Below are 25,321 nucleotides of genomic sequence, written 5' to 3' on the forward strand. Positions count from 1 at the left end.
TTCCTCGATTGTCCGCGCAGTGTGGTGAAACCCGGTTTGCAATCTCGTGCGCCTCGCGGCCTGCCTGGCCGGTGTTGAACACCGCACAATTTCCTCGAAACGCATTACGCAAAGCATTCGATTTGCATTCCGGCTCACATGTTTGTTATCGAATTGAAGGCATAAATGCCACAGATCAACTGTACGATACTAAGCCGAAAATCTGATGGTGACCTTAAGCGCTTTCCCTTCTTCTGATGTATTGAAACATGCGAAACCGCCATTGTGACGAATCGATGTGACAGTTTTCATCCTGCTGCCGCAATCGACGGAAACTGTGACGACCGCCGTTGACATGCCTCGCGTGCGGCCCAGGCACGATCCGTGCTGCGCTCGTGAGACGGGGCTTATACGATCTGATTGACGCAAGCTGCGTGCCACTCTGGTTGCGCGCCTTTCACATGCCCTGGAAGAATTGTCCGGTGGGTTTTCATTCGCTTTGCATCGCCTCCGCCATATCGGACAAGTTTTCGCTGATCGCCGACATTGCGTAAAAACGACTCACAATCGGGTTACGATGAATCAAACGGCGTGACTGCGGGTCCCCGCCGCGAATGTGCGAGCGGCGTGGCGCAGGGAACGCTGCCCGGCAGGTCGGGACGACTGCCCGGGATGTCATGCTGGCCGGGCACCGTCGCGGTGCGTTGCCTGCTCAACCAAGCGCCACCGTGAGCCGTCATTGTCCATGCGCATTCTCTTCGTCATCGGCAACCTGGGCGACTACCACGTCCCTCGCTACGAGGCGCTCGTTAGCGCAGCCTCCGGTCGCGGCCACCAGGTGGCGCTTCTCGAGGTCTTTGCGCGCTCCGGCGTCTACGGCTTCCCGCAGGAACGGCGTGCCGCGTTCTTTGCGAACCGCCCGCGAATGGCGGAAACATTGGTGAAAGACGGCGCAGACAGCGACGGCCTCGGCGCGCGCGACACCGCGCGTCTCATTGCGAAGGTACGCAATTTCATGCCCGACGTGGTCATCACGCTCGGCTACAACACCGGCTATTCGGCGGTGCTCTGTTTTCTCAGGCATCTCACGCGGCGCTTCAAGCTCATCTACATGTCTGACTCGAAGGCCGACGACGGACTGCGTCAGCGCACCAAGGAGCGGCTCAAGCGTTTTATTGTGAGCCGCTTCGACGGCGCACTCGTCGCGGGCGAGAAGCATCGCCGCTACGCACAATCGCTTGGCATCCCGAAGGAACGCTCGCGCATTGGCTTCGACGTGATCGATGTCGATTATTTTTCGGATCTCGCGCAGGCCGCGAGCGACAACCCGGCAGCCGTGCGCTCCCGTTTCGGACTGCCGCAGCGCTACGTGCTGTGCGTGAGCCGCTTCGTGGCCCGCAAGAATGTCGACGTGCTGATCGATGCCTACCGCAAATCCGGCGTATACAACGAGAATATCGGCCTCGTTCTGGTGGGTCAGGGTCCGCTCGAAGCGCAACTGCGTGCGCGCATCGCGTCGCTCGGCCTCACGCCGCATGTGACGATACTGAACTCACTCGCTAATCAGGAAATGCCGAATCTTTATGCCCTCGCGGAATTCGTCGTACTAGCGAGCGAATTCGATCAATGGGGGTTGTGCGTGAACGAAGCGTTCGCGGCCGGGTGTCCTGCCATCGTCACGCGCACCTGCGGCGTGGCTGGCGAAGTGGTGATAGACGGCGTGAACGGCTTCGTGGTCGAACCGCGCGATGTCTCGACACTCGCGCAACGTATCGGCGAACTGGGCGGCGAGCCCGCGCTGCGCGAGCGCTTTGCCGCCGGCGCGCAAAGTACGATCCGGCGCTGGACACCGTTGCTCTTCGCATCGAACGCGCTGGAGCTTGCCGAGGTCACGACCCGCCGTGCAAGCGACCCCGCGCAGCACGAACTCGTTTAGCGCGCCGCCGCTCAGAGATTGGGTGCGAAAACCCGGCCTGGCGCGAACTTCCGCTTGAGCGTACGCATCAGCAAATAAACCGTGCCGTGGCGCTCGACGCCTAGCCGCTGCGTGAGCGTCGCACCAAATCCATTGAGGAAGCTGAATGTCGACGGGCTCGAAAAACCGTCGAAGTCGAACGTGAGCTTGCGCTCGAGCGCGCGGCCAATGCCGCTCCACAGCAGCAGGCTGATCGATCCGCTGTGCGCGTCCTGCGCGCGCGACGAGAGCAGGTAATACATCGTCTGATGGTCCCAAACGAGGCCGACCGCCGCCACGAGCTTCCCGCACGGCCCATAGGCGCCGAGCAGCATCCCGGCCTTGCGTTCGACGAACGCGCTGACGAGCTCGCGCATGACCGCGTCCCCGTACGCGTTGGTACGCGAGCGCGCCGCGAGATTCGCTTCGTAGAACGCAATGAACTCGCCGGGCGTGAGGTCCGGCACGACGGTCAGCTCACGCGAGGCGCTGCGGATCACATTGCGCGTCTTGCTGTTCAAACGCTTCCACGCTTCGTCTGCCGTGGTATTGCGGTCGATGCGGAACGTGTAGCGCGCCGACACCGTGAAACCATGCAGCGCGAACGCAAGTGCGTCGTCAATGCGCGGGTCGAGCACCTGGAAAAAGCTGTCGCAGTCGGGCAACTGCTCGATCAGCTTTCCGGTGACGTCGAGCTCATGATGCAACTGGCGAGCCTCGCTGCCGGTCACGGACTTGATTACCGGACCGAGCGTGCGCGTGAGCGGCGGCAGATGCGAGACACGCCATAGTCGCGTGCGCTGCATCGCGTACGGCATCTCGCCGACGACCTCGTCGTTCTGCTTCACCACCGCAAGCTTCCAGCTGCCTTGCGTGGCGATATCGAGCCACCAGCGCTCGTGAAAGATCGAAGGCGCCGCGCGTACCGGCACCGGCACAACTGTCTCAGCCGGTGCCTCGAGAACGGGCAACGTCCGGTCGTTTATGGTCGTCATCAATCACCGATATATTCTGTCTGCAAGCGCCGCGGGTGACACACGCGCTTTATCTCCCCCCCGGCGCCCACGCTCCTCAACCGTCTCTAGTCGGCATGGCAACGGCGTGTACGCAATGTGACAGTTCCGCGGCAAGCGTTTCTTCTCCCGGGTCTTGCGAGACTATGCGCAAGACAGCACTTCGAGCGCTTCTATTTTTGTTTCCGGGTTCACCTGCTCGCGCTGCCAGGGAGCGCTACACTCCATGGCGGCGAACTGCCATTCGTACATCGCCTCCAGTCTACGAACAGCACCCTGCCCGTTTACGCCAAAACCAAGACGTATGCGGTTGGGTTATCCCCCTGGAAGATTTTCTTCCGATCATAATGCTCGATTTCGCATTGCAGCATCATGTCAATCTGCAGACTTTTTGCGCCCATATACGCGCAGAATGTCTAACGATAACGATCTGCGACCCGGCACTTTAGTTAGGATTCCATTTGATCTGATGTATTCCAGACCGGCGCCTTTCAAGCGAGCGGCTGCGTCGTCATGGCTCGCGTGAGCCCGTGCATGGGACGGCGTACCGCCACGTCGAACGGGTTCGTTTGCGGCCCGATGATCTCGGCCTGCCGTTTGAGCAGTTCGACGATCGTGGGCAACCGGTCTTCAGTGAGGCGCGCAGCCAGCGTGCCCACGCTCAGCGCGCCCACGGCGCAACCGTTCTGGTCCAGAATCGGCACAGCCACGCCCGCCATGCCCTCCAGCACGCCGGTATTGCGCCCCGCGTAGCCGAGCTTGCGCACACGCTCGATCTCCGTGCGCAAATACACCTCGTCGAGCACGCCGTAGCTGCGCAGGCGCGGCACGTTGAAGCGAATGATTTCCTCGCGTTCGGCTTCGGGCTGGAACGCAAGAATCGCAAGACTGCCCTGGCCCACGCCGAGCGCCACGCGCCCGCCGATATCACCCGTGAACGAGCGGATCGGAAACGGCCCTTCGCACATGTCGAGGCAAACCGCGTCGAAGCTGCTCTTCACGAGCAGAAAAATGGTGTCGCCAAGGCTTGCGCACAGACGCAGCAACGCGGGCCGGCATAGCGTGCGCATGCCGCTCGGATTGCCCGCCTGCGCCGCGAGCGCAAAGAAGTCCACGCTCAGCCGATAGCGTTTGGTGCTCTCGTCCTGCTCGACCACCCCTTCGGCGATCAGCCCCTGCAACAGCCGGTGCACGGTGGCCTGTGTCAGCCCCACAGCCTTGGCGAGCGCAGTGACACGGCTGCCTTCCGCCTGGCTCACGCCCAAGGCGCGGATCACCGCGAATGCGCGCTGCAACACGCCCGCGCCGCGCGCGTCGTCGGCTGGCGTTCCACTTTTCTCTTCCACTGCCGTCATATCGACCTCGATTTATTTCATTCAGCGGAATATCCGCGGAATGCTCGTACGAATGCGCATGCCGCTCGAACCGTTGGGCCGCCGTACAGCGCTTCGCCTGTGGCGGGCGGTTCAGGGATTTCCCGAAGTTCATCAAATGAAATCACCTGTAGATTAGCAAGCGATCACATTCCGTAGAACGGAATATAAGACAGATTTCTATCGCCCGATGGAATTTTAAATTGACGACCCAAAATTTGGCTAGCTACAGTCGGCTCAACGTCAGGCACCGCAGTTCACTCAGCGCGTGCCGGCGCAACCCATGCACTGGAAGGCCACACCATGTCGTTCCTCACCCTGACCGATGTGTCGAAATCGTTCGGCGACCTGCAGGCGGTCACCGGCGTCAATTTGTCGGTGGAAAAAGGCGAGTTTGTCTCGCTGCTCGGCCCCTCGGGCTGCGGCAAAACCACGACGCTGCAGATGATTGCCGGCTTCGTGGAGACCACGCGCGGACGCATCACGCTCGACGGGCGCGACATCACGCATATGCCGCCGAACAAGCGCGGCCTCGGCATCGTGTTCCAGAGCTACGCGCTCTTTCCGCACATGAGCGTGGAGCAGAACGTGAGCTTCGGCCTCGAAATGCGTGGCGTGGACAAAGCCGAGCGCAAGGATCGCATTCGCGAGGCGCTTGCGCTCGTGCGCCTCGACGCTTACGCGCATCGCTTTCCGCGCGAGCTTTCGGGCGGCCAGCGCCAGCGCGTGGCGATCGCGCGCGCCATTGTGATCGCGCCACCCGTGCTGCTGCTCGACGAACCGATGTCCAATCTCGACGCCAAGCTGCGCGAAGACATGCAGTTCGAACTGCGTGCCATTCAACGCAAGATCGGCACGACCACGCTGATGGTCACGCACGATCAATCGGAGGCGCTCTCCATCAGCGACCGCGTGGTCGTGATGGAAAGCGGCCGCATCACCCAGGTCGACACGCCTTATCGCGCGTATGAGCGGCCCGAGAATGATTTCGTCTCGCAGTTCATCGGCAAGGCCAACATGCTCGCGGGCCGCATCGTCGCGCGCGAGGGCGACACGATCCGCGTGGACCTCGGCCACGAACTCGCGGAAACGGGGTCGACTGCGCAACTGCCCGAGCGCGGCCGCGCGGTAGGGGTGGGCGACGCGATCACGCTGTGCATCCGCCCCGAAAAGCTCAAGCTGTGCGCAAGCGGCTCGGGCCGTCTTGCAGGACGTGTGACGAGCCGCTTCTTCCTCGGCAGCCAGTGGCTCTACCGCCTCGACAGCCGTGCAGGAGAGATGCTGGTGTGCTGCCAGAACGAGGGCAAGGAGCCGCTGGCCGAAGGCGAGCAGGTGGGCATTGACTGGCATAGCGACGCGGTCCGCTTCATTCACAAGGAGAGCGCTCGTGTCCAGCACGCTTGACGCTTCACAACGCGCGCCGCGCGCCACTGCGCGCGCGGGCTGGCAGGCCTACCTGCCGCTCTGGCTCATGAGCGCACCCGCGATGCTGCTGTTCGCCGCGCTCGTGCTCGTGCCGCTCGCGATGACCTTCGCGCTCACGTTCTACCGCTTCGATCCGATGAGCGGCCCGATCGCCGCATTCGATCTGCAGAACTACGTAGAGGTGCTGGGCTCGTCGTACTTTCACACCATCTTCCTGCGCACGTTTGGCATTGCGGCGCTCACCACGCTGCTGTGCGTCGTGATCGGCACGCCCGAGGCGTACATCCTCTCGCGCATGCGCGACCCGTGGCGCTCGCTGTTCCTGCTCGTGATCCTCGCCCCGCTGCTGGTTTCCGTGGTGGTGCGCGCGTTCGGCTGGAGCATGCTGCTCAACATGAACGGCCTCGTGAACCAGTTCTTCGGCTTGTTCGGCGCGGGGCCCTTCAAGCTCGAATACACGACGTTCGCCATCGTCATCGCACTCGTGCACGTGATGCTGCCGTTCATGGTGATCCCGGTGTGGACCGCGCTCCAAAGGCTCGACCCGCAAACCGAGAACGCGGCGCTCTCGCTGATGGCCTCGCCCTTCACCACCATGCGCCGCATCGTGCTGCCGCAACTCATGCCCGGCATTCTCTCGGGCAGCCTCATGGTGTTCGGCCTCTCGGCCAGCGCCTTTGCAATTCCGGGCCTGCTGGGCGGCCGGCGTCTGAAAGTGGCGGCCACCGCCGTGTACGACCAGTTCCTCAGCTCGATGAACTGGCCGCTCGGCGCGACCATTGCCGTGCTGCTGCTCGTCGCCAATCTCGTGGTGATGCTCACTTACTACCGCGTGCTCGAACGGCGCTACGCGCGCAGCATGGGCTAAGGAAAAACATCATGCGCAAAAACGGACCGCTCGCCCTCACGTTCCATAGCTTCGTCATTCTGTTCGTGCTGGCGCCGCTCGTCATCGTCATTCTCGTGGCCTTCACGCCCGACGAAACCTTGACGCTCCCCACGCACGGTTTCTCGCTGCGCTGGTTCCGCGCGATTCTCGACTACCCGGATTTCATCACGGCGTTCTTCAACAGCCTCAAGCTCGCGTTTGCCTCTGCCACGCTCTCGCTCATCGTCGCGCTGCCCGCGGGCCTCGCGATTGGCCGCGCGCGCTTTCCGGGCCGCGGCTTTCTCAACGCGCTGCTGCTGTCGCCGCTCGTGATTCCGGGGCTCGTGCTGGGCATCGCACTGCTGCGCTTCTTCGCGCTGATCGGCGCAACCGGCTCGTTCGCGTGGCTGATCCTCGCGCACATGATCATCATCACGCCGTTCGTCATGCGGCTCGTGCTCGCCTCGGTGAGCGGCCTCGACCGCAGCATCGAGCATGCGGCCGCCTCGCTCGGCGCGAACGCGTGGACTACCTTCCGCCGCGTCACGCTGCCGATGATCGTGCCCGGCATCACCGGCGGCTGGCTGCTCGCGTTCATCAACAGCTTCGATGAACTGACGATGTCGATTTTCGTGACCTCGCCACAAACCGTCACGCTGCCCGTGCGCATGTACATGTACGCGACCGAGTCGATCGACCCGATGATGGCCTCCGTTTCCGCGCTCGTCATTTTCATCACGGCCGGCGCGATGTTCCTGCTCGACCGTGTGTACGGGCTCAACCGCATTCTGATCGGGCAGCACTGAACGCCGCCCGCTTCTTCCGATTCCTGCTGCCGCGCCACTGATCTTTCATGAGCACCGTCACGCCGCTTTCCCCTGCCCAGTTCGTCCGCGTTGCCGATACCGCGCGCGCGAGCGTTTCCTTCGTTCTAGACGGCGTCGAAGTCAAGGCGCTCGCGGGCGATACGCTGCTCACCGCGATCCTCACGCACCAGCGCCACGTGCGCCGCAGCGAGTTCAGCGCAGAACCGCGCGCGGGTTTCTGCCTGATCGGCGCTTGCCAGGATTGCTGGGTACGCAGCGAGGACGGCACGCGCCTGCGCGCCTGCTCCACGCCGCTGCGCGAAGGCATGCGCGTGGTGACGCGAATCGGTTCGGATGCCGAAGTGTGCAAAGGAGGTGCACAATGAGTATGCGCAAGCCTCCCCGCATCGTTATCGTCGGTGCGGGACCTGCCGGCATTCGCGCCGCGCAAACGCTCGTGGCCGCCGGACTGCGCCCCACCGTGATCGACGAGAACGCGCGCTGGGGCGGCCAGATCTATCGCCAGCCCGCTGCCGATGCGGGCTTCTCGCGCACGAAGGCCGCGCTCTACGGCTTCGAGGCGAAGAAGGCCGATGCCGTTCATCGCGCCATGGCCGACCTCCTCCCGAAGATCGCATATCGGCCCGACACGCTCGCCTGGTCGTGCGAGCCGGGGCGGCTCGATACCTTGCGCGAGGGTCGCGAGGCCAGTGTGCCCTGGTCGCACATGATCATCGCGAGTGGCGCGACCGACCGCATCGTGCCGCTGCCCGGCTGGACGCTGCCAGGCGTTTATACGCTCGGCGGCGCGCAGGTCGCGTTGAAGGCGCAGGGTTGCGCCATTGGCCAGCGCACCGTATTCGCCGGCACCGGGCCGCTGCTTTATCTGGTTGCCTACCAATACGCCAAAGCGGGCGCGCAAGTGGCCGCCGTGCTCGACACGAGTCCGTTCGCGCGCCAGGCCGCCGCAACGCCCAAGCTCCTCACCCAGCCGGGCACCTTCGCCAAGGGTGTTTATTACGTCGCGTGGCTCAAGGCGCATGGCGTGCGCATGGAGCACGGCGTTTCGCTCACGGCCGTCGAAGGCGACGAAGCGGTGCAATCCATCCGCTGGCACGCGGCCGACGGAAAAGAGCACGCCATGGCTTGCGACGCGGTCGGCCTCGGCTATGGCTTGCGGCCCGAAACGCAGCTCGCCGATCTCGCGGGCTGCCGCTTCGCCTTCGACACCCTCAACCGCTGCTGGCTGCCCGAACGCGATGCGGCAGGCCGCAGCTCCGTGCCGGGCGTTTATCTCGCTGGTGATGGCGCGGGTATCGCAGGCGCGGATGCCGCCGAACTTGCGGGCCGCCGCACGGCACTCGCGGTGCTCGAAGACATAGGCATCGAAGCGCCGCAGCATGACGCACATTTGCCCGATGCCGCAACGCTCGAAAAGCGGCTTGAGCGCACTACGCGCTTTCGTGTGGGCATCGAGCAGGCGTTCGCGCCTCCGGCCAATTGCGCCGCCAGCTGGCCCGACGACCTGACCGTCTGCCGCTGCGAGGAAGTCGATGCGGGCACGCTGCGTAGTTGCATCCGCAACGGTCTCGCCACAGAAGTCAATCGCCTGAAGGCCCTCACGCGCATCGGCATGGGACGCTGCCAGGGGCGCATGTGCGGCGAATCCGCCATGGCGCTCCTGAGCGCCGAAACCGGCAAGCCGCTGCACGAAGTGGGCCGTTTGCGCAGCCAGGCGCCCATCAAGCCGATTCCCATTTCACCGATGCTGTTCGACGACGGCGTGCAGGTCATCGAAGAGGAAGCCCACGATGAGTGACACGCGCCACTTCCAGGTTGTGATTGCGGGCGGCGGGCTCGTCGGCGCATCGGCAGCGCTCGCGCTCGCGCGCAAGGGCGTGAGCGTCGGCTTGTTCGAGCGGCGCTTTTGCGGCGCGCAGGCAAGCGGCGTGAACTACGGCGGCGTGCGCACGCACGGCCGCAGCGCCGAGCAACTGCCGCTCGCGGTGCGCGCCCGGCGCGTGTGGAGCCGCTTGCCCGAACTGATTGGCATCGACGGCGAATTCGTCGTTTCGGGGCACTTGCGCCTCGCGCGCCGTGACAGCGACCTCGAGGCGCTGCACGCGTGGTCTGTCATGGCGCGCGAGTTCGGCGTGGAGTCGCAGGTCATGAGCGGCGACGCGTTTCGCCGCCGCTACCCGTGGCTCGGCAAGGCCGCCATCGGCGGCGCGCTCTGCGCGAGCGACGGCCATGCGAATCCGCGTCTCGTCTCGCCCGGCTTTGCGGCGGCAGCGCGGCGCGCTGGCGCGCACGTGCAGGAGCAAACCGCAATCAGCGACCTGAGCTTCGACGGCCGGCGCTTCCAGATGCGCGCGGGCGACGCGCGCATTAGCGCCGACTGGCTCATCAACTCGTCCGGCGCGTGGGCCAATACGGTGGCGGGCGCATTCGGCGAAACCGTGCCGATGAAGCCGATCTACCCGAACATGTGGGTGACCGAGCCGCTGCCGCGCTTCATCGAGCACAACCTCGGCGTGTATGGCGGCGGCGTCTACGCCCGGCAGGTCGAGCGCGGCAACTGCGTGATAGGCGGCGGGCGCGGGCACGGCGACGGCGAATACGCGCAGCCTTCCACCGCCACCACGCGCGCCGTCATGCGCGACGCCTGTGCGCTGCTGCCCGGCCTGCGCGACGCCCTGCTCATCCGCACGTGGAGCGGCGTGGAAGGCGAAACGCCGGACAGCAACCCCATCATCGGTTTCAGCAACACCACGCCGCGCCTCCTGCACGCGTTCGGCTTTTCCGGCGGCGGCTTTTTGCTGGCGCCGGGCGTAGGCGAAGTCCTCGCCGAACTCGTGACCGATGGCGCGACGAGCACCCCCATCGAAGCATTCGCTATCGGCCGCTTCACGCAGTCTTCCGTTCATGCCGCTCTCCCAATCAAATAAGGAGTCCCCACGATGAAATTCACACGCACACTGGTTTCGCTAGCCGCACTCTTTGCCGTTGGCTTCTCGGCCAGCGCCTGGTCGCAAACGAAGACGATCTACATCGGCATGAACGGCGGCCCGATGGAGAAGGCCTACACGAGCCAGGTCCTGCCCGACTTCGAAAAGGCCAACAACGTGAAGGTGGTGGTCGTGCCAGGCACCTCTTCCGACGTGCTCGCGAAGCTTCTGGCCAACCGCAACAGCCCGCAGATGCATGTCGCCTTTCTCGACGACGGCGTGATGGCGCGCGCGGTGAGCATGGGCGTATGCGAGAAGCTCGACGACTCGCCCGTGCTCAAGGAGCTGTATCCGTTCGCGCGCATGAAGGGCGACGTGGGCGCGGGCGTGCAGCTTGGCATGACGGGCATTGGCTACAACACGAAGCTGTTCGCGGATAAGGGCTGGGCGCCGCCCACCTCGTGGCTCGATTTCGCCAATCCCAAGTACAAGGGCAAGGTGGTGTTCCAGTCGGCGTCGAGCAGCACCTTTGGCCTCCACGGCTTTCTTGCGATCAACCGCCTGATGGGCGGCAGCGAAACCAACGTCGAGCCGGGCTTCACGAAATGGGGGAGCACGGTGGGCCCGAACGTCGTCGAATACATTCCGAACTCGGCCAAGCTCTCGGAAATGATCCAGACCGGCGAAGCCGGCATCTTCCCGCTCACGCCCACGGCTGTGGGCGACCTGAAGGACAAGGGCCTGCCCGTGGCCTACGCCAACCCGAAGGAAGGCGCGGTGCTGCTGCTCGTGGACCTGTGCGTGGTGAAGAACAATCCGGACCCGCAACTCGCGCAAAAGCTCGCGCAGTTCCTGCTTTCGGCGCCTGCGCAAAGCAAAGCCGCTGCCGCCGGCAAGCAGATTCCGACCAACCAGAACGCGACCATGCCGCCCGATATGCAAAAGAGCCTGGGCAACCTCGACCAGCTCGTGAAGAAGGTGACGGTGGTGGACTGGGACGTCATCAACGAGCACCGCGCGCAATGGGATTCGCGCTGGAACCGCCAGATCGAGCAATGATCGTTTGATTGGAGGGCGATAGCAGAGGCAGCGGGCGCGGCGCGTCCTGTATGATCCACGGGTTGTCGAACCGCCCGCTCGCCCATGCGCTCTACCCTCGATGCTTCGTTTCGCCTTTCCGCTTTCGCCCGTACTCCGCGTGCGGGCATTCTCGCACTGGCGATAGCCGCCGCGTGCTTGCTGCCGGGGTGCGCAACCGGACCGGCTCCGCAAAATCAGGCCGCACAGGCGCTCCCGCCCGATACGGTCACGCTCTTCCCGATCGAGCATTACGACCAGAACGTCGATCGCTGGATCGATCCGGCCAGCGCCGATTACGACAAGCCCTTCATTGCCGCAGACGTCCAGCGCACGCATTTCGCAGCGCTCGTCGCGCGTTATTTCGGTGCGGGTCCGAACGACCCCTCGCCGTGGAATCGCACGTTTGTCGAGCAGCGCGTGTACCGCGACGGCGGCAGCGACATCGCCGCCCTGCAAACGCGCCGCCTCGCCTACTTCGACAACACGGACAAGGAAGCCCGGCGCATTGGCTACGGTATGAATTTCCGGCCGCACACGAAGGCGTGGATCGACGCCATCGAGCGCAACGCCAACGTCAACCAGTTCGAGCAGGCGAGCGGCTTCGACGCCACGCGCCGCGCCATCGCCACGACCGCGCTGTATGTACGTGAGTTGCCCACAATCGACCCGTCGTTCTATTCGCATCGCATTGCGGGCGAAGGCTATCCGTTCGACAACCTGCAGGTGAGCGCCGTGCGGCCGGGCACGCCGCTCTACGTGCTTGGCACGAGCGCCGACGGCGCATGGCGCTACGTGCAGACGCCGGACGTGCAAGGCTGGGTGCGCAGCGACGGCGTGGCGAGCGTAGACAACGCATTCGTTTCGGCGTGGCGCGCGGCGGCGCACCGCTCGCTCGGCGTCGTGGTGGTGGCCTCCGCGGCGCTGCGCGACGACGGCGGCGTGTTCCGCTTCGAAGCGCCCGCGGGCACGCTGCTGCCGCTGCGGCCCGCTTCCGGCGCGACGCCGGGCGAAGTGCTCGTGCCGGCGCGCGACATCAACGGCCACGCGGCGATCCGCACGGCGGCGCTCGATTCCAACGCCATCGTGCCCGCACCGCTCGCGGCCACGCCACGCCATCTCGCGCAGTTGATGAAGGCGCTCATCGGCCGCCCCTACGGCTGGGGCAACACGAACTTCGACAACGACTGCTCGGCCGAACTGCAGAGCATTTTCGCGGCGTTCGGCGTGTGGCTGCCGCGCCATTCGTCCACGCAGATGAACGCCGGAGAGATGACCGATCTTTCGGCCGCAACGCCCGCGCAACGCCTCGACTGGCTCGTGCAGCACGGCGCGCCCATGCGCACGATCATCTATATTGGCGGCCACGTCATGCTCTATCTCGGCAACACCGAGCGCGACGGCAAGACAGTGCCGCTCGTCTATCAGGACGTGTGGGGCCTGCGCCCCGCCGACAACAGCCGCCGCGCCGTGATCGGCGGCTCGGTGATCCTCCCGCTGCTGCTGACTTACCCTGAAGACCCGGGCCTCGAATCGCTTGCTGGCACGCCGGTTTTCCAGGTCAGCATCCTGGGCGTGCCTGCCGGAACCACGCCGCCTCAGGATGAGGAGAATTCGGCCGGGTAAGGCAAGGAAAGGGGCGTCGTTTTTGGGGCAGAGTGTGATCGTTTCTCCCAGGATGACAGATTCCGCACGGTCGTACAAAAATAGCCCCCATCGAACCTTGCATTCCGTCCACGTTGCACACCTCTCGTCTGGGGAGAAACGATCGGTGAACGCGCATTCAATCCGGCTCATGCCTTGCAGCAAGCCCACGATGACCACGCGCTCGCCCACGATGCTCCAGCGCGAGCGACAGGACCCCGGCCGCCGCGCCAGAGCGCCGTACTTCACGCCGCACTTCGCGCTGTACTGCGCGCAGAGCGCTGCGCAGTACGCTGAATAGCACCCCGAGCAGTACTCCCAGTTTCCCGATTTCGAGCGGTTCCGCCAGGAACCCCGGCCTCCTGTTGCCTGAAATTTTCTGTGCGGTTTTACCTGGAGCATTACCTGAAGCGCCCGTAGCACCGTGTCAGCATCGACCTCAATCCATAAATAACACTAAGGATGACGAAATGTTACAACGCGACAACCTCGGCATGAAACGACTGGTGCGCTGCCTCGCGGCGGCCGGTTTGATGGGCGCGGCAGGTGTCGCGAGCGCGCAGAGCACCGTCACGCTGTACGGCATCGTCGACGGGTCGATTCTCTACACGAGCCACACGATGAACATGCTGACGGGCCAGAACGCCGGTCATCAGTTCTCGTTCACGGACAGCGGCATGTCTGGCTCGAACTTCGGCATGCGCGGCGTCGAGGACCTGGGCGGCGGCATGCGCGCGGTGTTCGCACTCGAAAGCGGCATTAGCATCGCGAACGGCCAGTTCAGCAATTCCAACGGCAACTTCTTCGGGCGTCAGGCGTGGGTCGGCATGGAAAGCCCCTACGGTACGGTCAAGGCTGGTTTGCAGTACTCACCGTTCTTCCTCTCGCTTTACCAGACAGACCCGCGCGGCATGTCGTACTTCGGCAGCGGTCTCGTGAGCTACGTGAACAACGTGTACGTGACCGGCCTCTTCAACAGCAACGCGATCACCTATACGTCGCCGGAAATTGCCGGCATCCAGGCGATGGGCATGTTCGCCATGGGCGGCGCAGCGGGCAACTTCCAGGCGGGACGCCAGTATTCGGCGAGCCTGCGCTACCACATCGCGGGCTTCACGCTCACCGGCGCGCTCTATAGCGGCAACGCCGGAGGCAGCGCGACCTCCACGCCGGTGCCGAGCACCGTGGAGTTCGTGGGCCGCACGATCGGCGCGAGCTACCGCTTCCCGAACTCGTTCACGATCTCCGCTTCGTATGCGCTCTACAAGGTTGCGCAGTCGTTCGACAACAGCGTCTACTCCGGCGGGTTCAGCTACATGATCACGCCCTACCTCGACGTGGATGCAGGCGTCTGGTACACGCGCGACGGCAACGACGGCAGCAATCACTCGCTGCTCGCGTCGACCGGCCTGCAGTTCTTTCTCTCCAAACGCACGACGCTTTACGGCCAGTTTGGCTACGTGAACAATCACGGACGCATGGACACGGGCCTGTCGATCAACAACGCGCTCTTTGAAGTTTCCGGCTCGACGGTGGGCGCAAGCATCGGCATACGGCATCTGTTCTGATACGCGGCAGTGTTCCGCGAAGCGCGTGGCGCGACGCGGAACACGCTAGCGTGGCCTAGCCTTCTCGCCACGCGCACACGTCGCCTCGCGCAAGCTCACGCGTGCCCAGCACGAACGCCGCCCCTTCGGGGGCCGGAGCCTGCACCCGTTGCTCGCCAAAGTTGAAGGCGAAACACAGTCCGCCGCGTCGGCTTATGCGCAATCCTTGCGGCAAACGTTGCGTTTCGAGGCCCGCGCCGCGCGCGGCTTCGTCGAGCATGGCGAGATGCAGTTCGCGCGTGAACCACGCGGCGGCGTAACGCACGCGCCCATGTGAGAGCAAGGCGGGCCAGCCGTCTTCGAATTGCGCCTGAATGCGCGTAGCTGCGTTCGCGCGCACGTGGTCCCGCCAATGCACGGCCGTACCTTGCACGCCGCCTACCGTGAGCGCGGGCGCGAGCGTTGGCCGCAGCGATTCGGCCTCGAGCACCTGCAAGGGCAGCACGCGCTGCAATGCGCCGGGCGGCAATTCGCCAGGAATGGCGAAGTGCGCGGTCTTCGAACCGCTGCGCGGTCCGAACACCCAGAGGCCGTCGCTGCGCTCGATCTGATCGACGAAGCTGTCGTCGATCACCGCCAGCGACGGCACCACCACGAGCCGGTACGTCGAGAGATCTGCATGCCGCGAGACGATTTCGACATCGAGGCCGAGTTCGCGCAACGCGCTGTAGTATTCGAACGCGAGCGTTTGATAGTCGAAGCTCGCGCCGTGGCGCTGGATCTCGAACATCCACTGGGTTTCGTAGTCGAACACGAGCGCCACCTGTGCACGCCCCGCCGGCGCAAGCGTGCGCAACGCATCGCTCGCCGCGATCTCGCGCGCGGCCTGCTCCACCTCGCGGCCGCCCGGAGACAGCTCGTTATTCGGCAGATTGAGGCCCGAATGCATCTGCTCCTGCGCATACGGGCACTGCCGCCAGCGGAAATACGAAACAAGTTCGGCGCCGTGCGCGAACGCTTCATAGGCCCACAGGCGCACCATGCCAGGCGCCGGCACCGGATTCCAGGGCGCCCAGTTCACCGGCCCCGCCTGCTGCTCCATCACCCAGAAGCGTCCGCCGCCAATCGTGCGGTAACGGTCGTGGTCGAACGAGGAGACATCGGGGTGCGCGGTGCGCGCGTAGCGCGCCTTCTCCGCTTCCGGCAACCCGATCACTTCGGTGCGCGCGATCGGATAGCTGTCCCACGTCGCCACGTCGATGGCCTTGTCCGCAGCAAACCGGTAGTGGTCGAAGGTCGTGAAAAATCCCATGAAGTTGTGCAGCACATCCGCGTTCGGCGCGTAGCGACGCAGCACCTCCGCCTGCTCGCGATGAAAGCTCGCGACTTCGTCGGACATGTAGCGGCGAAAATCCAGATGGTGCGCCGGGTTGGCGTCGGTCGGCGTGCGTACCGGCAGCCCCACCGCTTCGAACGACGGGTACTCCATGCTCCAGAACACGTTACCCCATGCTTCGTTGAGCGATTCGATCGTCCCGTAGCGCTTTGCGAGCCACGTCTGGAAGCGGCGCTGCGCGGCGTTCGACCAGCTCGGCACGGTGTCGTGGCAGCCCAGTTCGTTGTCGGTCTGCCATGCGACCACCGCCGGATGCGCGCCGTAGCGCTGCGCCATTGCCTCGGTAATGCGCACGCAATGCGCACGATACGCCTCGCTTGCAATGTCGTAGTGGCGGCGCGAGCCGTAGTTCCATGGCGTGCCGTCCGCGCGCACGGGAAGCATTTCGGGCGTCGCATCGACGAGCCACTTCGGCGGCGATGCCGTGGGCGTGCCAAGCACGATTTTCAGGCCGCGCGCCGCGAGCGTTTCGATCGCGTCGTCGAGCCAGGTCCATTCATACACGCCCGCGCGCGGTTCCATGCGGCTCCACGCGAATTCGCCAATGCGCACGTGCGTGATGCCGAATTCGGCCATGCGGCGCGCGTCGTCGGCCCACATCGTGCGCGGCCATTGTTCGGGGTAGTAGCAAACACCGATTTGCATGAGTGACAATCCGCCTCGGAATAACGTCTGGATAACGAATTAGATGAAAAAGGGCCTTCGGCTGCGGCCGGGCTCGATCAGCCCTTGCTCGCACCGAAGGTAAGCCCCGCGACAAAATGTTTCTGCATGGCGAAGAACATCAGCACCGAAGGCAGCGCCGCCAGCACCGAGCCCGCCGCCACGAGATTCCACGCCGTGGTCCACTGCCCCTTGAGCGCGGCCACGCCCACTGTGATCGGCGCGGCGTCGTCGCCTTGCGTGAGACACAGTGCCCAGAAGTAGTCGTTCCAGACGAACGTGAACACGAGAATGCCGAGCGCCGCGAGCGCGGGCCGCACGAGCGGCATGACGATGCGCCAGTAGATCGCCCATTCGCTCGCGCCTTCCACGCGCGCGGCCTCGATCAACTCGAACGGCAACTGCTTGATGAAATTGCGCAGGAACAGCGTGCAAAATCCGGTCTGGAACGACACGTGAAAAATGATGAGCGCCCACACGGTGTTGTAAAGCCCCACGCGCAGCGCCATGTCGCGCACCGGAATCATGAGGATCTGGATCGGCACGAAATTACCCGCGACGAAGGCGAACAACACCGCCGTGTTGCCGCGAAACCGATACGTGGAGAGCGCAAAGCCCGCCATCGAGGCCAGCGCGATGGCGCCGATCACCGAAGGCACCGTAATCAGCACGCTGTTCGCGAAGTAATGGAGCATGGGCGTTTGCGTGAGCGCCGCGCCGTAGTTCTCCAGCAGGGCGAAGTGCTTCGGCCAGCCCCAATAGTCGCCCTGCTGCAATTCATCTGTAGAGCGGATCGACGTGACGAGCACCGCGAGCATGGGCAACAGCCAGAGCACGAGCGCAATCGGCAGCGAGATCTTGTAGAGCGCGCGATTCGCGGGTTTCCAGCGATCGACGGGAAGCGGATACATAAGCGGCAACTCCGTGAAAATCAGCGTTCTTCGCGCAGCATGCGGCGCAAATGGAACACGATATAAACGAGCATGATGGCGAACAGCACGACGGCAATCGACGCCGAGTAGCCTTCGCGGTAATACTTGATCGCCTGGTCGTACATGAAGTACGCGAGCACGGTGGAGCTGTCGAACGGGCCGCCACCGCTCATCACCGCGATGAGGTCGAAGCTGCGCAGCGCGCCGATCACCGTGAGCACGATGGCCATGAAGGTAGCCGGGCGCAACTGCGGAAGCACCACGTGCCAAAAGAGCCGCCAGCCTTTCGCGCCTTCCATGCGCGCGGCTTCCACGATCTCCGGGTTGATGCCCGTGAGGCCCGTGAGATACAGAATCATGCAAAACGGCGTTTGCGGCCACAGCGCGGCGAAGATGATGCCGAACGTCACGAGCTTCGGATCGCCCAGCACGGGTATGCCGTGCCCGACGATCATCTTCAGGAGACCGAAGGTCGGGTCGTAGAACCACGAGAACACGAGGCCCACCACCACGCCCGAGAGCACGAACGGCGCGAAGAACAGCGACTTCACCGCGCGTATGCCGCGCACGTGCTGGTTCAGATACAGCGCGAACACGAGACCGAGCGGCGGCGCGAGCAGGAACAGCACGAGCCACAGCAGGTTATTCTTGAGCGCGGTATAGAACGTGTTGGTCTGGAACAGCTCGACGTAGTTGGCAAGGCCGACGAACGTCTTCGCGGTCATGCCGTCCCAGTTATAGAAGCTCAGCGTAATGCTGCTGAAAATCGGGTAGATCACGCACAGCGTAAAGAGCGCGCAGCCCGGCAGCAGGAAAAACAGCGCGGCGCGATTCTGTTGCCGCCGCACAGTAGAGACGCGACGTGGCCGCGCCGCCCCAATGGGGCGCGCCAGGGTATCGGACATGGTGAAGTCTCGCCGGAGATTGCAGAAGGTGCGGCCAGCGGGGCCGGCCGCACCGCGGCTTTACTTGTGGTAAATGCGCTGGCGCGTCGTTTCGAGGCGCGCAAGCAGCGTGTCGAGCTGCGACGGGTCGCTATAGAACTGTTGCATGGCCTTCATGCCTTCGTCGGCCATTTCCTTTTGCATGTCGCGGTCGTAGAACTGCGCAATGCCGCCGCGCGTGCTCGCGAGCGTCTGGAAGCCCACCTTGGAGATGGGATCGTCAGGCTCCGCGGCCTTGTTGTTCGAAGGCAACTGGCCCCAGCCGTGCGCGAGTTCGGCATTGATCGCGGGCGTTTCCATGAAGGCCAACAGCCGGCGCGCGTCGGCCTTGTTTTTAGCCTTCGCAGGAATCAGCAGCACGTTCACGGGACCGTCTTCGGCCGTCGGCACATTGGCGTCGATGATCGGGAAGCGGAAGAAGCCCACGTCCTGCTTCATGTTCGCCGGGAAGCTGGCCGAGAAGAACGTGCCCATCAGCATCATTGCCGCCTTGCCGTTCACGAGCACCGGCGCGATCGAATCCACGTCGTATGAAAGCGCGTTCTCCATGAAGCAATGGTTGTCCATCATCGTCTTCCACGTGGTGTACACCTTCTTCACGCGCGGGTCGGTATAGGGAATCTGACCGGCCATCAACTGCTGATGAAACTCGTTGCCGTTGATGCGCAGGTCCAGATAGTCGAACCAGGCCGCCAGCGTCCAGCTATCGCGCGCGGCCACGGCAATGGGCTGCACGCCAATGGCGTTGAGCTTCTTGCAGCTTTCCAGCAATTCATCGAAGGTCTTGGGCTCCGACTTGATACCCGCCTTGGCGAACAGGTCCTTGCGGTAGAAGAAGCCATAGGCGTCATAGCCGAGCGGCGCGGCGTACTGCTTGCCGTTCCACGTGGACGCGCTCTTCACCGAGGCGTACTGCTCGTTCCAGCCGTTCTTGGCCCAGTCCGGCGACAGGTCTTCCAGCAGGCCGCGCTCGGCGTAATAGGCCATGCGCTCGCCGTCATGCCACGACACCACGTCGGGCGGATCGGTCGCGAGCCAGCCGCCCATCTGCACCTTGTAGGCCTCCTCCGTTATATAGGACACCTTGAGTGTCACGTCGGGGTTGGCCTTCTGGAACTTGTCGAAGGCATCTTGCCATGTCGAGCGCTGGTTCGCGCGCGCCGAGACGTTGACGGTCAGCGTCCCGGCATTGGCGGCCATGCTCGTGAACGCGGTCGCCGCAACGATCGCAACGGCCGCCGAGGCGCGGGCCAGCGAACCGAACGTTTTCAAGCGATTAGAAAACATCTGTTGTCTCCTGGGTCGATCCATCCAACTTGCTGTTGGACTGCCTTTGTCGACTGACGGCACTCGCGCCGCCAGACCTGGTAACCCGCTCTACCGGCGGGGTATAACGAAATCAGGCCAACGCCGGCGCGTGCGCTATCGCAAGCCGGGGTAATGCAACGCCTTCTGCGTCGAACAGATGGCACGCTTGCGGCGGCACGTGTACGCGGATGCGTTCGCCCACGCCAATGGGCGAATCGCCCGGCGCCTTGGCGACCAGCGTGCCCGCCGCATGATCCGCGTGCAGATAGCTATGTTCGCCCAGGCGTTCGGCCATGACCGTTGCGCACGCAATCGACTGATCGTCGCCACTCAGCCGCAGATGTTCGGGACGCACGCCCAGCGTGACGGGCTGGCCGCGCTGCAACGCGCGGCCGTCCACGCAGGCGAGCAATGTCTCTCCGCCCTTGAGCGCGATGCGCACGCCCTCCTCGTCCACCGTTTCGACGGTCGCATCGATGAAGTTCATGCGCGGCGAGCCGATGAACCCGGCCACGAAGCGCGACTTCGGATGGTGATAGAGATCGAGCGGCGCCCCGCTTTGCGCCACGCTGCCGTGGCGCTCCATGTCGGCGCCCGCATGCAGCAGCACGATGCGGTCGGCAAGCGTCATCGCCTCGACCTGGTCGTGCGTGACATACACCACGCTCGCATCGGTGAAGCGCTGGTGCAGGCGCGCGATCTCCACACGCGTGTGGCTGCGCAATGCGGCGTCGAGGTTGGAAAGCGGCTCGTCGAACAGGAACACGCCGGGCTCGCGCACGATCGCGCGGCCAATCGCAACACGCTGCCGCTGCCCGCCGGACAGCGCCTTGGGATGCCGGTCGAGCAGCGCCTCCAGTTGCAGGCTGCGCGCGGCGTCGCGCACGCGGCGCTCGATCTCGGCCTTCGGCACTTTCGCGATCTTCAGCCCGAACGCGATGTTGTCGAATACCGTCATGTGCGGAAAGAGCGCGTAGCTCTGGAACACCATCGCCACGCCGCGCTCGGCGGCGGGCACGTCCGTCACCACGCGCGAACCGATGCGCAATTCGCCTTCGCTCAGTTCCTCGAGGCCCGCGATCATGCGCAGCAGCGTGGACTTGCCGCAGCCGGAAGGCCCAAGGAACACACAAAACTCGTGATGCCCGATGTCGAGATCGACGCGCCGGACCACCGGAGGATGATCGCCGTAGCGTTTGCCGACGCCCGAGAGCTGTATCGTCGCCATGTTCTCGCCTCGAAATTTAAGCGCTTAAATTTTTCTGCTGAAAACAGCACGCAGCCCTTGCACAGCGGGCATTTAACCGCTTAAATTCGAATCCGGCATACTCGCGCATTCGTTGTCTCCTTTGATGTTGTGGGAGAAAAGTAGCAAACCCGGCCGCAGCATTGCAACATTTGAATCATCTTCCCTGAATGTGGGAAAGGTCCTCCATGGTCACCTTGTCAGAAGTCGCGCGCCGCGCTCGCGTTACCGCGGCGACCGTCTCGAACGTGCTGCGCAACCGGGAGAAAGTCCGCCCCGAGACAGCCGAGCGCGTGCTGCAGGCCATCGCCGAACTGGGCTACCGGCCCAACCTCAATGCGCGCGCGCTCGCGCAGGGCCGCTCCTCCACGCTCGCGCTCATGCTCTCGAACATCTCCAACCCCTTCTACCCCGAGTTCGTGCTCGCGGCCGAGCGCGCCGCGCGCAAGGCGGGCCACTTCCTCATGGTCTGCAACACCGACGACGACGCGCAAATCGGCCGTGCCTACCTGAACCAGATTGCGGGCACCTTCGCGGATGGCGTGCTCGTGATGAACACCGACATCGCCATGAACGAGCTGTGCATTTCGGCCATGCACAACGGCCCTATTCTGCTGGCGATGTGGGAGCACCCCGAAAATCCGCCCGTGCTGCCGTGCGTGGCCGTGGACTTCGCGCGCGCCGGTGCGCTCGCCGCGCAGCATCTGCTTGAGTTGGGACACCGGAATATCGCCATGCTGATCGGCGACGGCTGCGGCGGCTTGCAGGACGCGCGTTCGGAAGGATTCCGAACGGCCTTGCGCGAAGGCGGCGTGAATCCCGCGCGCGTGGCGCAGATGCAGGTGCGCGACTCGATCGACTCCGGCTACGCGGCCTGCCAGGCATTGCTGGCGCAGCACCCGAATGTGAGCGCGATCTTCGCGACCAACGACCTGCTCGCGATCGGCGCGATTCAGGCGCTCGTCAGCATGGGGCGCGCCGTGCCCGATGATGTGTCCGTGATCGGCATCACCGACATTCAGCTCGCCCATCAGATGCGCCCTGCGCTCACCACGGTCGCGATCCAGACCGAGGCCGTGGCCGAACTATCGATCCGCAGCCTGATCCGGCTGATCGCAGAACCGGAGCAGCAGCCGCCCATGGTGCTCGGGCCGCCGCCGGAGCTGGTCACGCGCATGTCCACGGGGCCGCGCAGGCGGCGCGCGCGGGCCTGAATGCGTTGTGGCGAAAACGCCACCGCACCGAAAATTGAGACGCAAGGTCAAGCAGCCCCGGCCGAGCGCGCTACATTTGCGCTACAGCGAGACACGTCTGCCTGCTCCTGCGGCGGCTGGCCCGTCTGATGGACCGGATTTCTGCGTTCCGCATGGCAATGCCTGCCGGGGGAGAGGCAAGCCGTGCGCGGCATTTCATATGCCAGGAACGCGCCGATTCGGGCCGTGCAGCCACCATGGCGACCTGAGAGAACCCAAAAAGAAAATGAGCATCCTGGCCAAACACGTGCCTCCGAAGATCACGGGGCTACTGCCCGCAGCGCTGGCAGACACGCAGCTCGACCACGTCGAGCGCATGGTCCAGTACTACACCCACCACGGCGACGCTGTGGTGAGCGGCTTCGACTACGCCTACTGGCGCAAGCGCCTGCGAGCCGTGGCCGAAACCTACGATCTCGTTGCGACCCAGCGCAAGCGCATCGTCGACCTGCTCGACCGGCTCGAACGCGACGCCCTGCTCAGTTTGCCGCCGCACGAGCGGGTCTGATCCGGCGCGCGCGGCCTCGCTCGACAGGTGCGGGCGAAGCGCCGACAATGAATGCCCTTTACGTGCGCGCGGTCCCGATGTGCGGGGCCGCGCGCGCAGACGTTCGCGCGCCTTGGCGCGCACAGGGCACACATGCAGGACACGAACGTAAGCAATCGACATTTCGACACGATCATCGTTGGCGCAGGCTCGATGGGGATGGCCGCGGGCTACTATCTGAGCCGCCTCGGCAACAAGGTGCTGCTGCTCGACGCCGGCGATCCGCCTCACGATCAGGGCGCGCATCACGGCGCCACGCGCCTCATCCGCCACGCCTACGGCGAAGGCGCCGCCTACGTGCCGCTCGCCTTGCGCGCCCAGCAGCTTTGGGAAGACCTCGAGCAGCACGCGCAAACGGCCCTGTTCGTGCGCACGGGCGTCGTCAATATCGGCTCGCCCGGCGACGCGTTTCTGCGCGAGGTGCAGGCGAGCGCAGCCCGCTACGACATTGCGCTCGAAACGCTCGACGCAGCCACGGCCGGCCGGCGCTGGCCAGCATGGCGCCTCAGGCCGGAGCAGATCGCGAGCTTCGAACCCGGCGCGGGCGTGCTGTATTGCGAGCGCGCGATCAGCGCTTACCGCCAGCTCGCGACCGCGCTCGGCGCCACGCTCGGCACGAATACGCATGTTGCACGCATCGAGTGCCATGGGCGCGAGAGCGTCAACGTCTGGACCGACAAGAACGAGAAGTTCACCGCGCGCGACCTGATCGTATGCGCCGGCAAATCGACTCGCGGCTTGCTCGCCCCGCTGGGCCTCGAGGTTCCGGTCACGCGCGTGCGCAAGAGCTTTGCGTGGTTCGAGGGCGAGCCCGGCCTCTTTGCGCCGGAGCGTTTTCCGGGCTTTTCCGTCGCCTCTGAAGTGGGGGCCTATTACGGCTTCCCCGATCTCGACGGCAGCGGCCTGAAACTGGGCCGACACGATGGCGGCGAGCCCGTGGCGGCGGACGCCCCGCTCGCGCCATTCGGTGCGCAGCCGTCTGACCTCGGCGATCTCCAGGCCTTTCTGGAACGCTATTTACCTGGCGCGGGCAAGCTGCGCGTGGGCCGCGCATGCGAATACGACATGACGCCGGACGAGCATTTCATCATCGACCGGGTGCCCACCTGCCCGAACGTGCACGTCGCGACCGGCTTTTCCGGGCACGGCTTCAAGTTCGCCAGCGCAATCGGCGAGGCGCTCGCCGAGCGGATCACGCAAGGCGAAAGCCGCATCGACCTCGCGATGTTCGCGCGCAAGCGCTTCGCATGACGGGGCGGCCTTGGCCTAGTTCGCGGGAATCGTCACGACCGGCGCCTTGCTGCTCGTATCGGCTTCCGCGAGCGCCATGAGGTTTTGCAGCACCGTGAACGCATATTTCGAATCGAAATCGGCGCGCTCGACCCAGTACGCCGTGCCGTCGTAGTCGATCGCCACATAGGCATCCGCAGGCGCCTTCGGCCCCGCGTGCACGATGATGATCGGACGCGTTTCGCCCCCGATCAGTCCAACGGTCGGCTTCGTCGCGCCGCTCTGCACCTGGGCGTCCGGCACCTGAACCTGGGCGCCGATATTCGTGAGGATGCCGAGCACCGAGCGCGTGACCAGCGGAATGCGGTTGCCGCCCTGCGCCGAGGGTCCGTAGACAATCTCGTAGGTGCGCGTGTCGGCCGCGAGATGGAGCAGTTCGCGCACGCGCGCAAGGTCCGCCGAAACCTGCGGCGACTGCGCGCTGTTCGTCGCGCCGAGCGCGAGAAACACGCTGTTCCTGCCGTTCTCGCTGCGCGACTCCACGTTCAGCTCGCCGGCCAGTTGCAGGCGACGCAGTGCCTGCAGCAGCTGGAAGAACCCGGCCGAGCCCGCGCTGCCGTCTCCGCCTAGCGCGCTGCCGTTCTGCAGGCCGCCGATCGATTGCGCGCTGATGCGCAACAGCAGATCGACGGGCATACCGCCTTCGGCGAGCGGCATGATCAGTTCAGGCGCAAGCGGACGGATGTAGGCGGACGCGAACGCTTCGCCCGTGGTCGGCGAGAATGTGAAGGTCGGGCGATTCGACCAGGAGACGCTGCCGGTCGCCAGCGCATAGTTCGGTTCCGAGCCCGAGCCGATATTGCCGGTCGCGCCAGCCGTCGAGTCGAACTGATACGCCGCGATGATCGAACTCACCGTGAGGAAGGCGGGCGCATCGCCGTAACGCAATCCAACCACCGCCGCGAGTATTTCGCGCTTTTTTGCATCGCCTAACGCTCTTGCGTAGTCGACCTGATCCGCGCGCAAGCGCGTCGGGCCGAGATGCACACATGCCGTGCCCAGCAAAGCCGAGCACGAAACCGCCAGAATCGTCGTTTTTGAAATCATTGCAAGCTTGCGCGGCCGGCCGCGCGCAGAGAGTGGGTCCGCGCGCACAGGTAGCAAGCGT

22 protein-coding genes are annotated in these 25,321 nt (G+C 64.5%); 14 read left to right on the top strand and 8 right to left on the bottom strand.

All coding sequences use genetic code 11. The features are described 5' to 3' along the window. Positions 1–724 precede the first annotated feature (724 nt). Positions 725–1,915 carry a glycosyltransferase family 4 protein gene (locus U5A58_RS05495; protein ID WP_321960632.1) on the top strand — a complete coding sequence of 397 codons (1,191 nt, stop codon included), beginning with the start codon at positions 725–727 and terminating at the stop codon, positions 1,913–1,915. Positions 1,916–1,926: 11 nt separating this feature from the next. On the opposite strand, the gene U5A58_RS05500 is transcribed toward U5A58_RS05495, so the two are convergent. Next, positions 1,927–2,928, bottom strand: a complete 1,002-nt coding sequence (locus tag U5A58_RS05500; RefSeq protein WP_321960633.1) for a GNAT family N-acetyltransferase — start codon at positions 2,926–2,928, stop codon at positions 1,927–1,929. Positions 2,929–3,437: 509 nt separating this feature from the next. After that, positions 3,438–4,301, bottom strand: a complete 864-nt coding sequence (locus tag U5A58_RS05505) for an IclR family transcriptional regulator (protein WP_321960634.1) — start codon at positions 4,299–4,301, stop codon at positions 3,438–3,440. Positions 4,302–4,622: 321 nt separating this feature from the next. Between U5A58_RS05505 and U5A58_RS05510 the strand changes: the two genes are divergently transcribed. The 10 genes from U5A58_RS05510 (at position 4,623) to U5A58_RS05555 (ending at position 14,655) form a co-directional block, all read left to right on the top strand. Further along, positions 4,623–5,723 (top strand): ABC transporter ATP-binding protein, encoded by a 1,101-nt coding sequence (locus tag U5A58_RS05510; protein WP_321937352.1) that lies wholly within the window; start codon positions 4,623–4,625, stop codon positions 5,721–5,723. Beyond that, a complete protein-coding gene (locus tag U5A58_RS05515; protein WP_415774173.1) occupies positions 5,707–6,612 on the top strand; it encodes an ABC transporter permease in 906 nt (301 codons plus the stop codon). The genes U5A58_RS05510 and U5A58_RS05515 overlap by 17 nt, the downstream gene beginning before the upstream one ends. 11 nt (positions 6,613–6,623) lie before the next feature. Next, positions 6,624–7,418 (top strand): ABC transporter permease, encoded by a 795-nt coding sequence (locus U5A58_RS05520; protein ID WP_321915597.1) that lies wholly within the window; start codon positions 6,624–6,626, stop codon positions 7,416–7,418. 47 nt (positions 7,419–7,465) lie between these two features. Then, entirely contained in the window at positions 7,466–7,804 is a 339-nt protein-coding gene (locus U5A58_RS05525) for a (2Fe-2S)-binding protein (RefSeq protein WP_321960635.1), read from the top strand. 2 nt (positions 7,805–7,806) lie between these two features. Next, a complete protein-coding gene (locus U5A58_RS05530; RefSeq protein WP_321960945.1) occupies positions 7,807–9,237 on the top strand; it encodes an NAD(P)/FAD-dependent oxidoreductase in 1,431 nt (476 codons plus the stop codon). Beyond that, entirely contained in the window at positions 9,230–10,366 is a 1,137-nt protein-coding gene (locus tag U5A58_RS05535; RefSeq protein ID WP_321960636.1) for an FAD-binding oxidoreductase, read from the top strand. The genes U5A58_RS05530 and U5A58_RS05535 overlap by 8 nt, the downstream gene beginning before the upstream one ends. Before the next feature lie 12 nt (positions 10,367–10,378). Beyond that, positions 10,379–11,425, top strand: a complete 1,047-nt coding sequence (locus U5A58_RS05540) for an ABC transporter substrate-binding protein (protein ID WP_321915593.1) — start codon at positions 10,379–10,381, stop codon at positions 11,423–11,425. 84 nt (positions 11,426–11,509) lie between these two features. Next, on the top strand, positions 11,510–13,069 hold the full coding sequence (locus U5A58_RS05545; protein ID WP_321960637.1) for an SH3 domain-containing protein: 1,560 nt from the start codon (positions 11,510–11,512) through the stop codon (positions 13,067–13,069). Positions 13,070–13,214: 145 nt separating this feature from the next. After that, positions 13,215–13,388 (top strand): hypothetical protein, encoded by a 174-nt coding sequence (locus tag U5A58_RS05550; RefSeq protein ID WP_321960638.1) that lies wholly within the window; start codon positions 13,215–13,217, stop codon positions 13,386–13,388. Positions 13,389–13,557: 169 nt separating this feature from the next. Further along, entirely contained in the window at positions 13,558–14,655 is a 1,098-nt protein-coding gene (locus tag U5A58_RS05555) for a porin (protein ID WP_415765349.1), read from the top strand. 55 nt (positions 14,656–14,710) lie between these two features. On the opposite strand, the gene U5A58_RS05560 is transcribed toward U5A58_RS05555, so the two are convergent. The 5 genes from U5A58_RS05560 to U5A58_RS05580 form a co-directional block, all read right to left on the bottom strand. Continuing rightward, the gene (locus U5A58_RS05560; protein WP_321960639.1) at positions 14,711–16,675 is read right to left on the bottom strand and encodes a beta-galactosidase; all 1,965 of its coding nucleotides are present in this window, start codon (positions 16,673–16,675) and stop codon (positions 14,711–14,713) included. A gap of 77 nt (positions 16,676–16,752) precedes the next feature. Next, entirely contained in the window at positions 16,753–17,604 is an 852-nt protein-coding gene (locus U5A58_RS05565) for a carbohydrate ABC transporter permease (protein WP_321960640.1), read from the bottom strand. Between the two features lie 20 nt (positions 17,605–17,624). Next, a complete protein-coding gene (locus U5A58_RS05570) occupies positions 17,625–18,530 on the bottom strand; it encodes a sugar ABC transporter permease (protein WP_321960641.1) in 906 nt (301 codons plus the stop codon). Between the two features lie 60 nt (positions 18,531–18,590). Next, positions 18,591–19,856 (bottom strand): ABC transporter substrate-binding protein, encoded by a 1,266-nt coding sequence (locus tag U5A58_RS05575; RefSeq protein WP_321915588.1) that lies wholly within the window; start codon positions 19,854–19,856, stop codon positions 18,591–18,593. 112 nt (positions 19,857–19,968) lie between these two features. Further along, positions 19,969–21,105, bottom strand: coding sequence for a sn-glycerol-3-phosphate ABC transporter ATP-binding protein UgpC (locus U5A58_RS05580; protein WP_321960642.1), 1,137 nt, complete (start codon positions 21,103–21,105; stop codon positions 19,969–19,971). A gap of 206 nt (positions 21,106–21,311) precedes the next feature. On the opposite strand from U5A58_RS05580, the gene U5A58_RS05585 reads away from it, so the two are divergent. The 3 genes from U5A58_RS05585 (at position 21,312) to solA (ending at position 24,174) form a co-directional block, all read left to right on the top strand. Next, positions 21,312–22,337: a LacI family DNA-binding transcriptional regulator gene (locus U5A58_RS05585; protein WP_321960643.1), complete on the top strand. Its 1,026-nt coding sequence runs from the start codon at positions 21,312–21,314 to the stop codon at positions 22,335–22,337. A gap of 265 nt (positions 22,338–22,602) precedes the next feature. Beyond that, complete coding sequence (locus U5A58_RS05590; protein ID WP_321960644.1) at positions 22,603–22,884, top strand: hypothetical protein; 282 nt, start codon at positions 22,603–22,605, stop codon at positions 22,882–22,884. A 132-nt stretch (positions 22,885–23,016) separates the two neighbouring features. Further along, a complete protein-coding gene (gene solA / locus U5A58_RS05595; protein ID WP_321960645.1) occupies positions 23,017–24,174 on the top strand; it encodes an N-methyl-L-tryptophan oxidase in 1,158 nt (385 codons plus the stop codon). A 15-nt stretch (positions 24,175–24,189) separates the two neighbouring features. Here the strand turns inward: solA and U5A58_RS05600 are convergent, their stop codons facing one another. Continuing rightward, positions 24,190–25,260 (bottom strand): hypothetical protein, encoded by a 1,071-nt coding sequence (locus U5A58_RS05600; RefSeq protein ID WP_321960646.1) that lies wholly within the window; start codon positions 25,258–25,260, stop codon positions 24,190–24,192. Positions 25,261–25,321 lie beyond the last annotated feature (61 nt).

The sequence above is a fragment of the Paraburkholderia sp. J7 genome, assembly GCF_905220155.1.
Taxonomy (GTDB): domain Bacteria; phylum Pseudomonadota; class Gammaproteobacteria; order Burkholderiales; family Burkholderiaceae; genus Paraburkholderia.

What these genes read in the sequence shown, in the direction of transcription:
- U5A58_RS05495 (WP_321960632.1), top strand. Translation starts at nt 725, where the DNA reads ATGCGCATTCTCTTCGTCATCGGCAACCTGGGCGACTACCACGTCCCT.
- U5A58_RS05500 (WP_321960633.1), bottom strand. Translation starts at nt 2,928, where the DNA reads ATGACGACCATAAACGACCGGACGTTGCCCGTTCTCGAGGCACCGGCT.
- U5A58_RS05505 (WP_321960634.1), bottom strand. Translation starts at nt 4,301, where the DNA reads ATGACGGCAGTGGAAGAGAAAAGTGGAACGCCAGCCGACGACGCGCGC.
- U5A58_RS05510 (WP_321937352.1), top strand. Translation starts at nt 4,623, where the DNA reads ATGTCGTTCCTCACCCTGACCGATGTGTCGAAATCGTTCGGCGACCTG.
- U5A58_RS05520 (WP_321915597.1), top strand. Translation starts at nt 6,624, where the DNA reads ATGCGCAAAAACGGACCGCTCGCCCTCACGTTCCATAGCTTCGTCATT.
- U5A58_RS05525 (WP_321960635.1), top strand. Translation starts at nt 7,466, where the DNA reads ATGAGCACCGTCACGCCGCTTTCCCCTGCCCAGTTCGTCCGCGTTGCC.
- U5A58_RS05530 (WP_321960945.1), top strand. Translation starts at nt 7,807, where the DNA reads ATGCGCAAGCCTCCCCGCATCGTTATCGTCGGTGCGGGACCTGCCGGC.
- U5A58_RS05535 (WP_321960636.1), top strand. Translation starts at nt 9,230, where the DNA reads ATGAGTGACACGCGCCACTTCCAGGTTGTGATTGCGGGCGGCGGGCTC.
- U5A58_RS05540 (WP_321915593.1), top strand. Translation starts at nt 10,379, where the DNA reads ATGAAATTCACACGCACACTGGTTTCGCTAGCCGCACTCTTTGCCGTT.
- U5A58_RS05545 (WP_321960637.1), top strand. Translation starts at nt 11,510, where the DNA reads ATGCGCTCTACCCTCGATGCTTCGTTTCGCCTTTCCGCTTTCGCCCGT.
- U5A58_RS05555 (WP_415765349.1), top strand. Translation starts at nt 13,558, where the DNA reads ATGTTACAACGCGACAACCTCGGCATGAAACGACTGGTGCGCTGCCTC.
- U5A58_RS05560 (WP_321960639.1), bottom strand. Translation starts at nt 16,675, where the DNA reads ATGCAAATCGGTGTTTGCTACTACCCCGAACAATGGCCGCGCACGATG.
- U5A58_RS05565 (WP_321960640.1), bottom strand. Translation starts at nt 17,604, where the DNA reads ATGTATCCGCTTCCCGTCGATCGCTGGAAACCCGCGAATCGCGCGCTC.
- U5A58_RS05570 (WP_321960641.1), bottom strand. Translation starts at nt 18,530, where the DNA reads ATGTCCGATACCCTGGCGCGCCCCATTGGGGCGGCGCGGCCACGTCGC.
- U5A58_RS05575 (WP_321915588.1), bottom strand. Translation starts at nt 19,856, where the DNA reads ATGTTTTCTAATCGCTTGAAAACGTTCGGTTCGCTGGCCCGCGCCTCG.
- U5A58_RS05580 (WP_321960642.1), bottom strand. Translation starts at nt 21,105, where the DNA reads ATGGCGACGATACAGCTCTCGGGCGTCGGCAAACGCTACGGCGATCAT.
- U5A58_RS05585 (WP_321960643.1), top strand. Translation starts at nt 21,312, where the DNA reads ATGGTCACCTTGTCAGAAGTCGCGCGCCGCGCTCGCGTTACCGCGGCG.
- U5A58_RS05590 (WP_321960644.1), top strand. Translation starts at nt 22,603, where the DNA reads ATGAGCATCCTGGCCAAACACGTGCCTCCGAAGATCACGGGGCTACTG.
- solA (WP_321960645.1), top strand. Translation starts at nt 23,017, where the DNA reads ATGCAGGACACGAACGTAAGCAATCGACATTTCGACACGATCATCGTT.
- U5A58_RS05600 (WP_321960646.1), bottom strand. Translation starts at nt 25,260, where the DNA reads ATGATTTCAAAAACGACGATTCTGGCGGTTTCGTGCTCGGCTTTGCTG.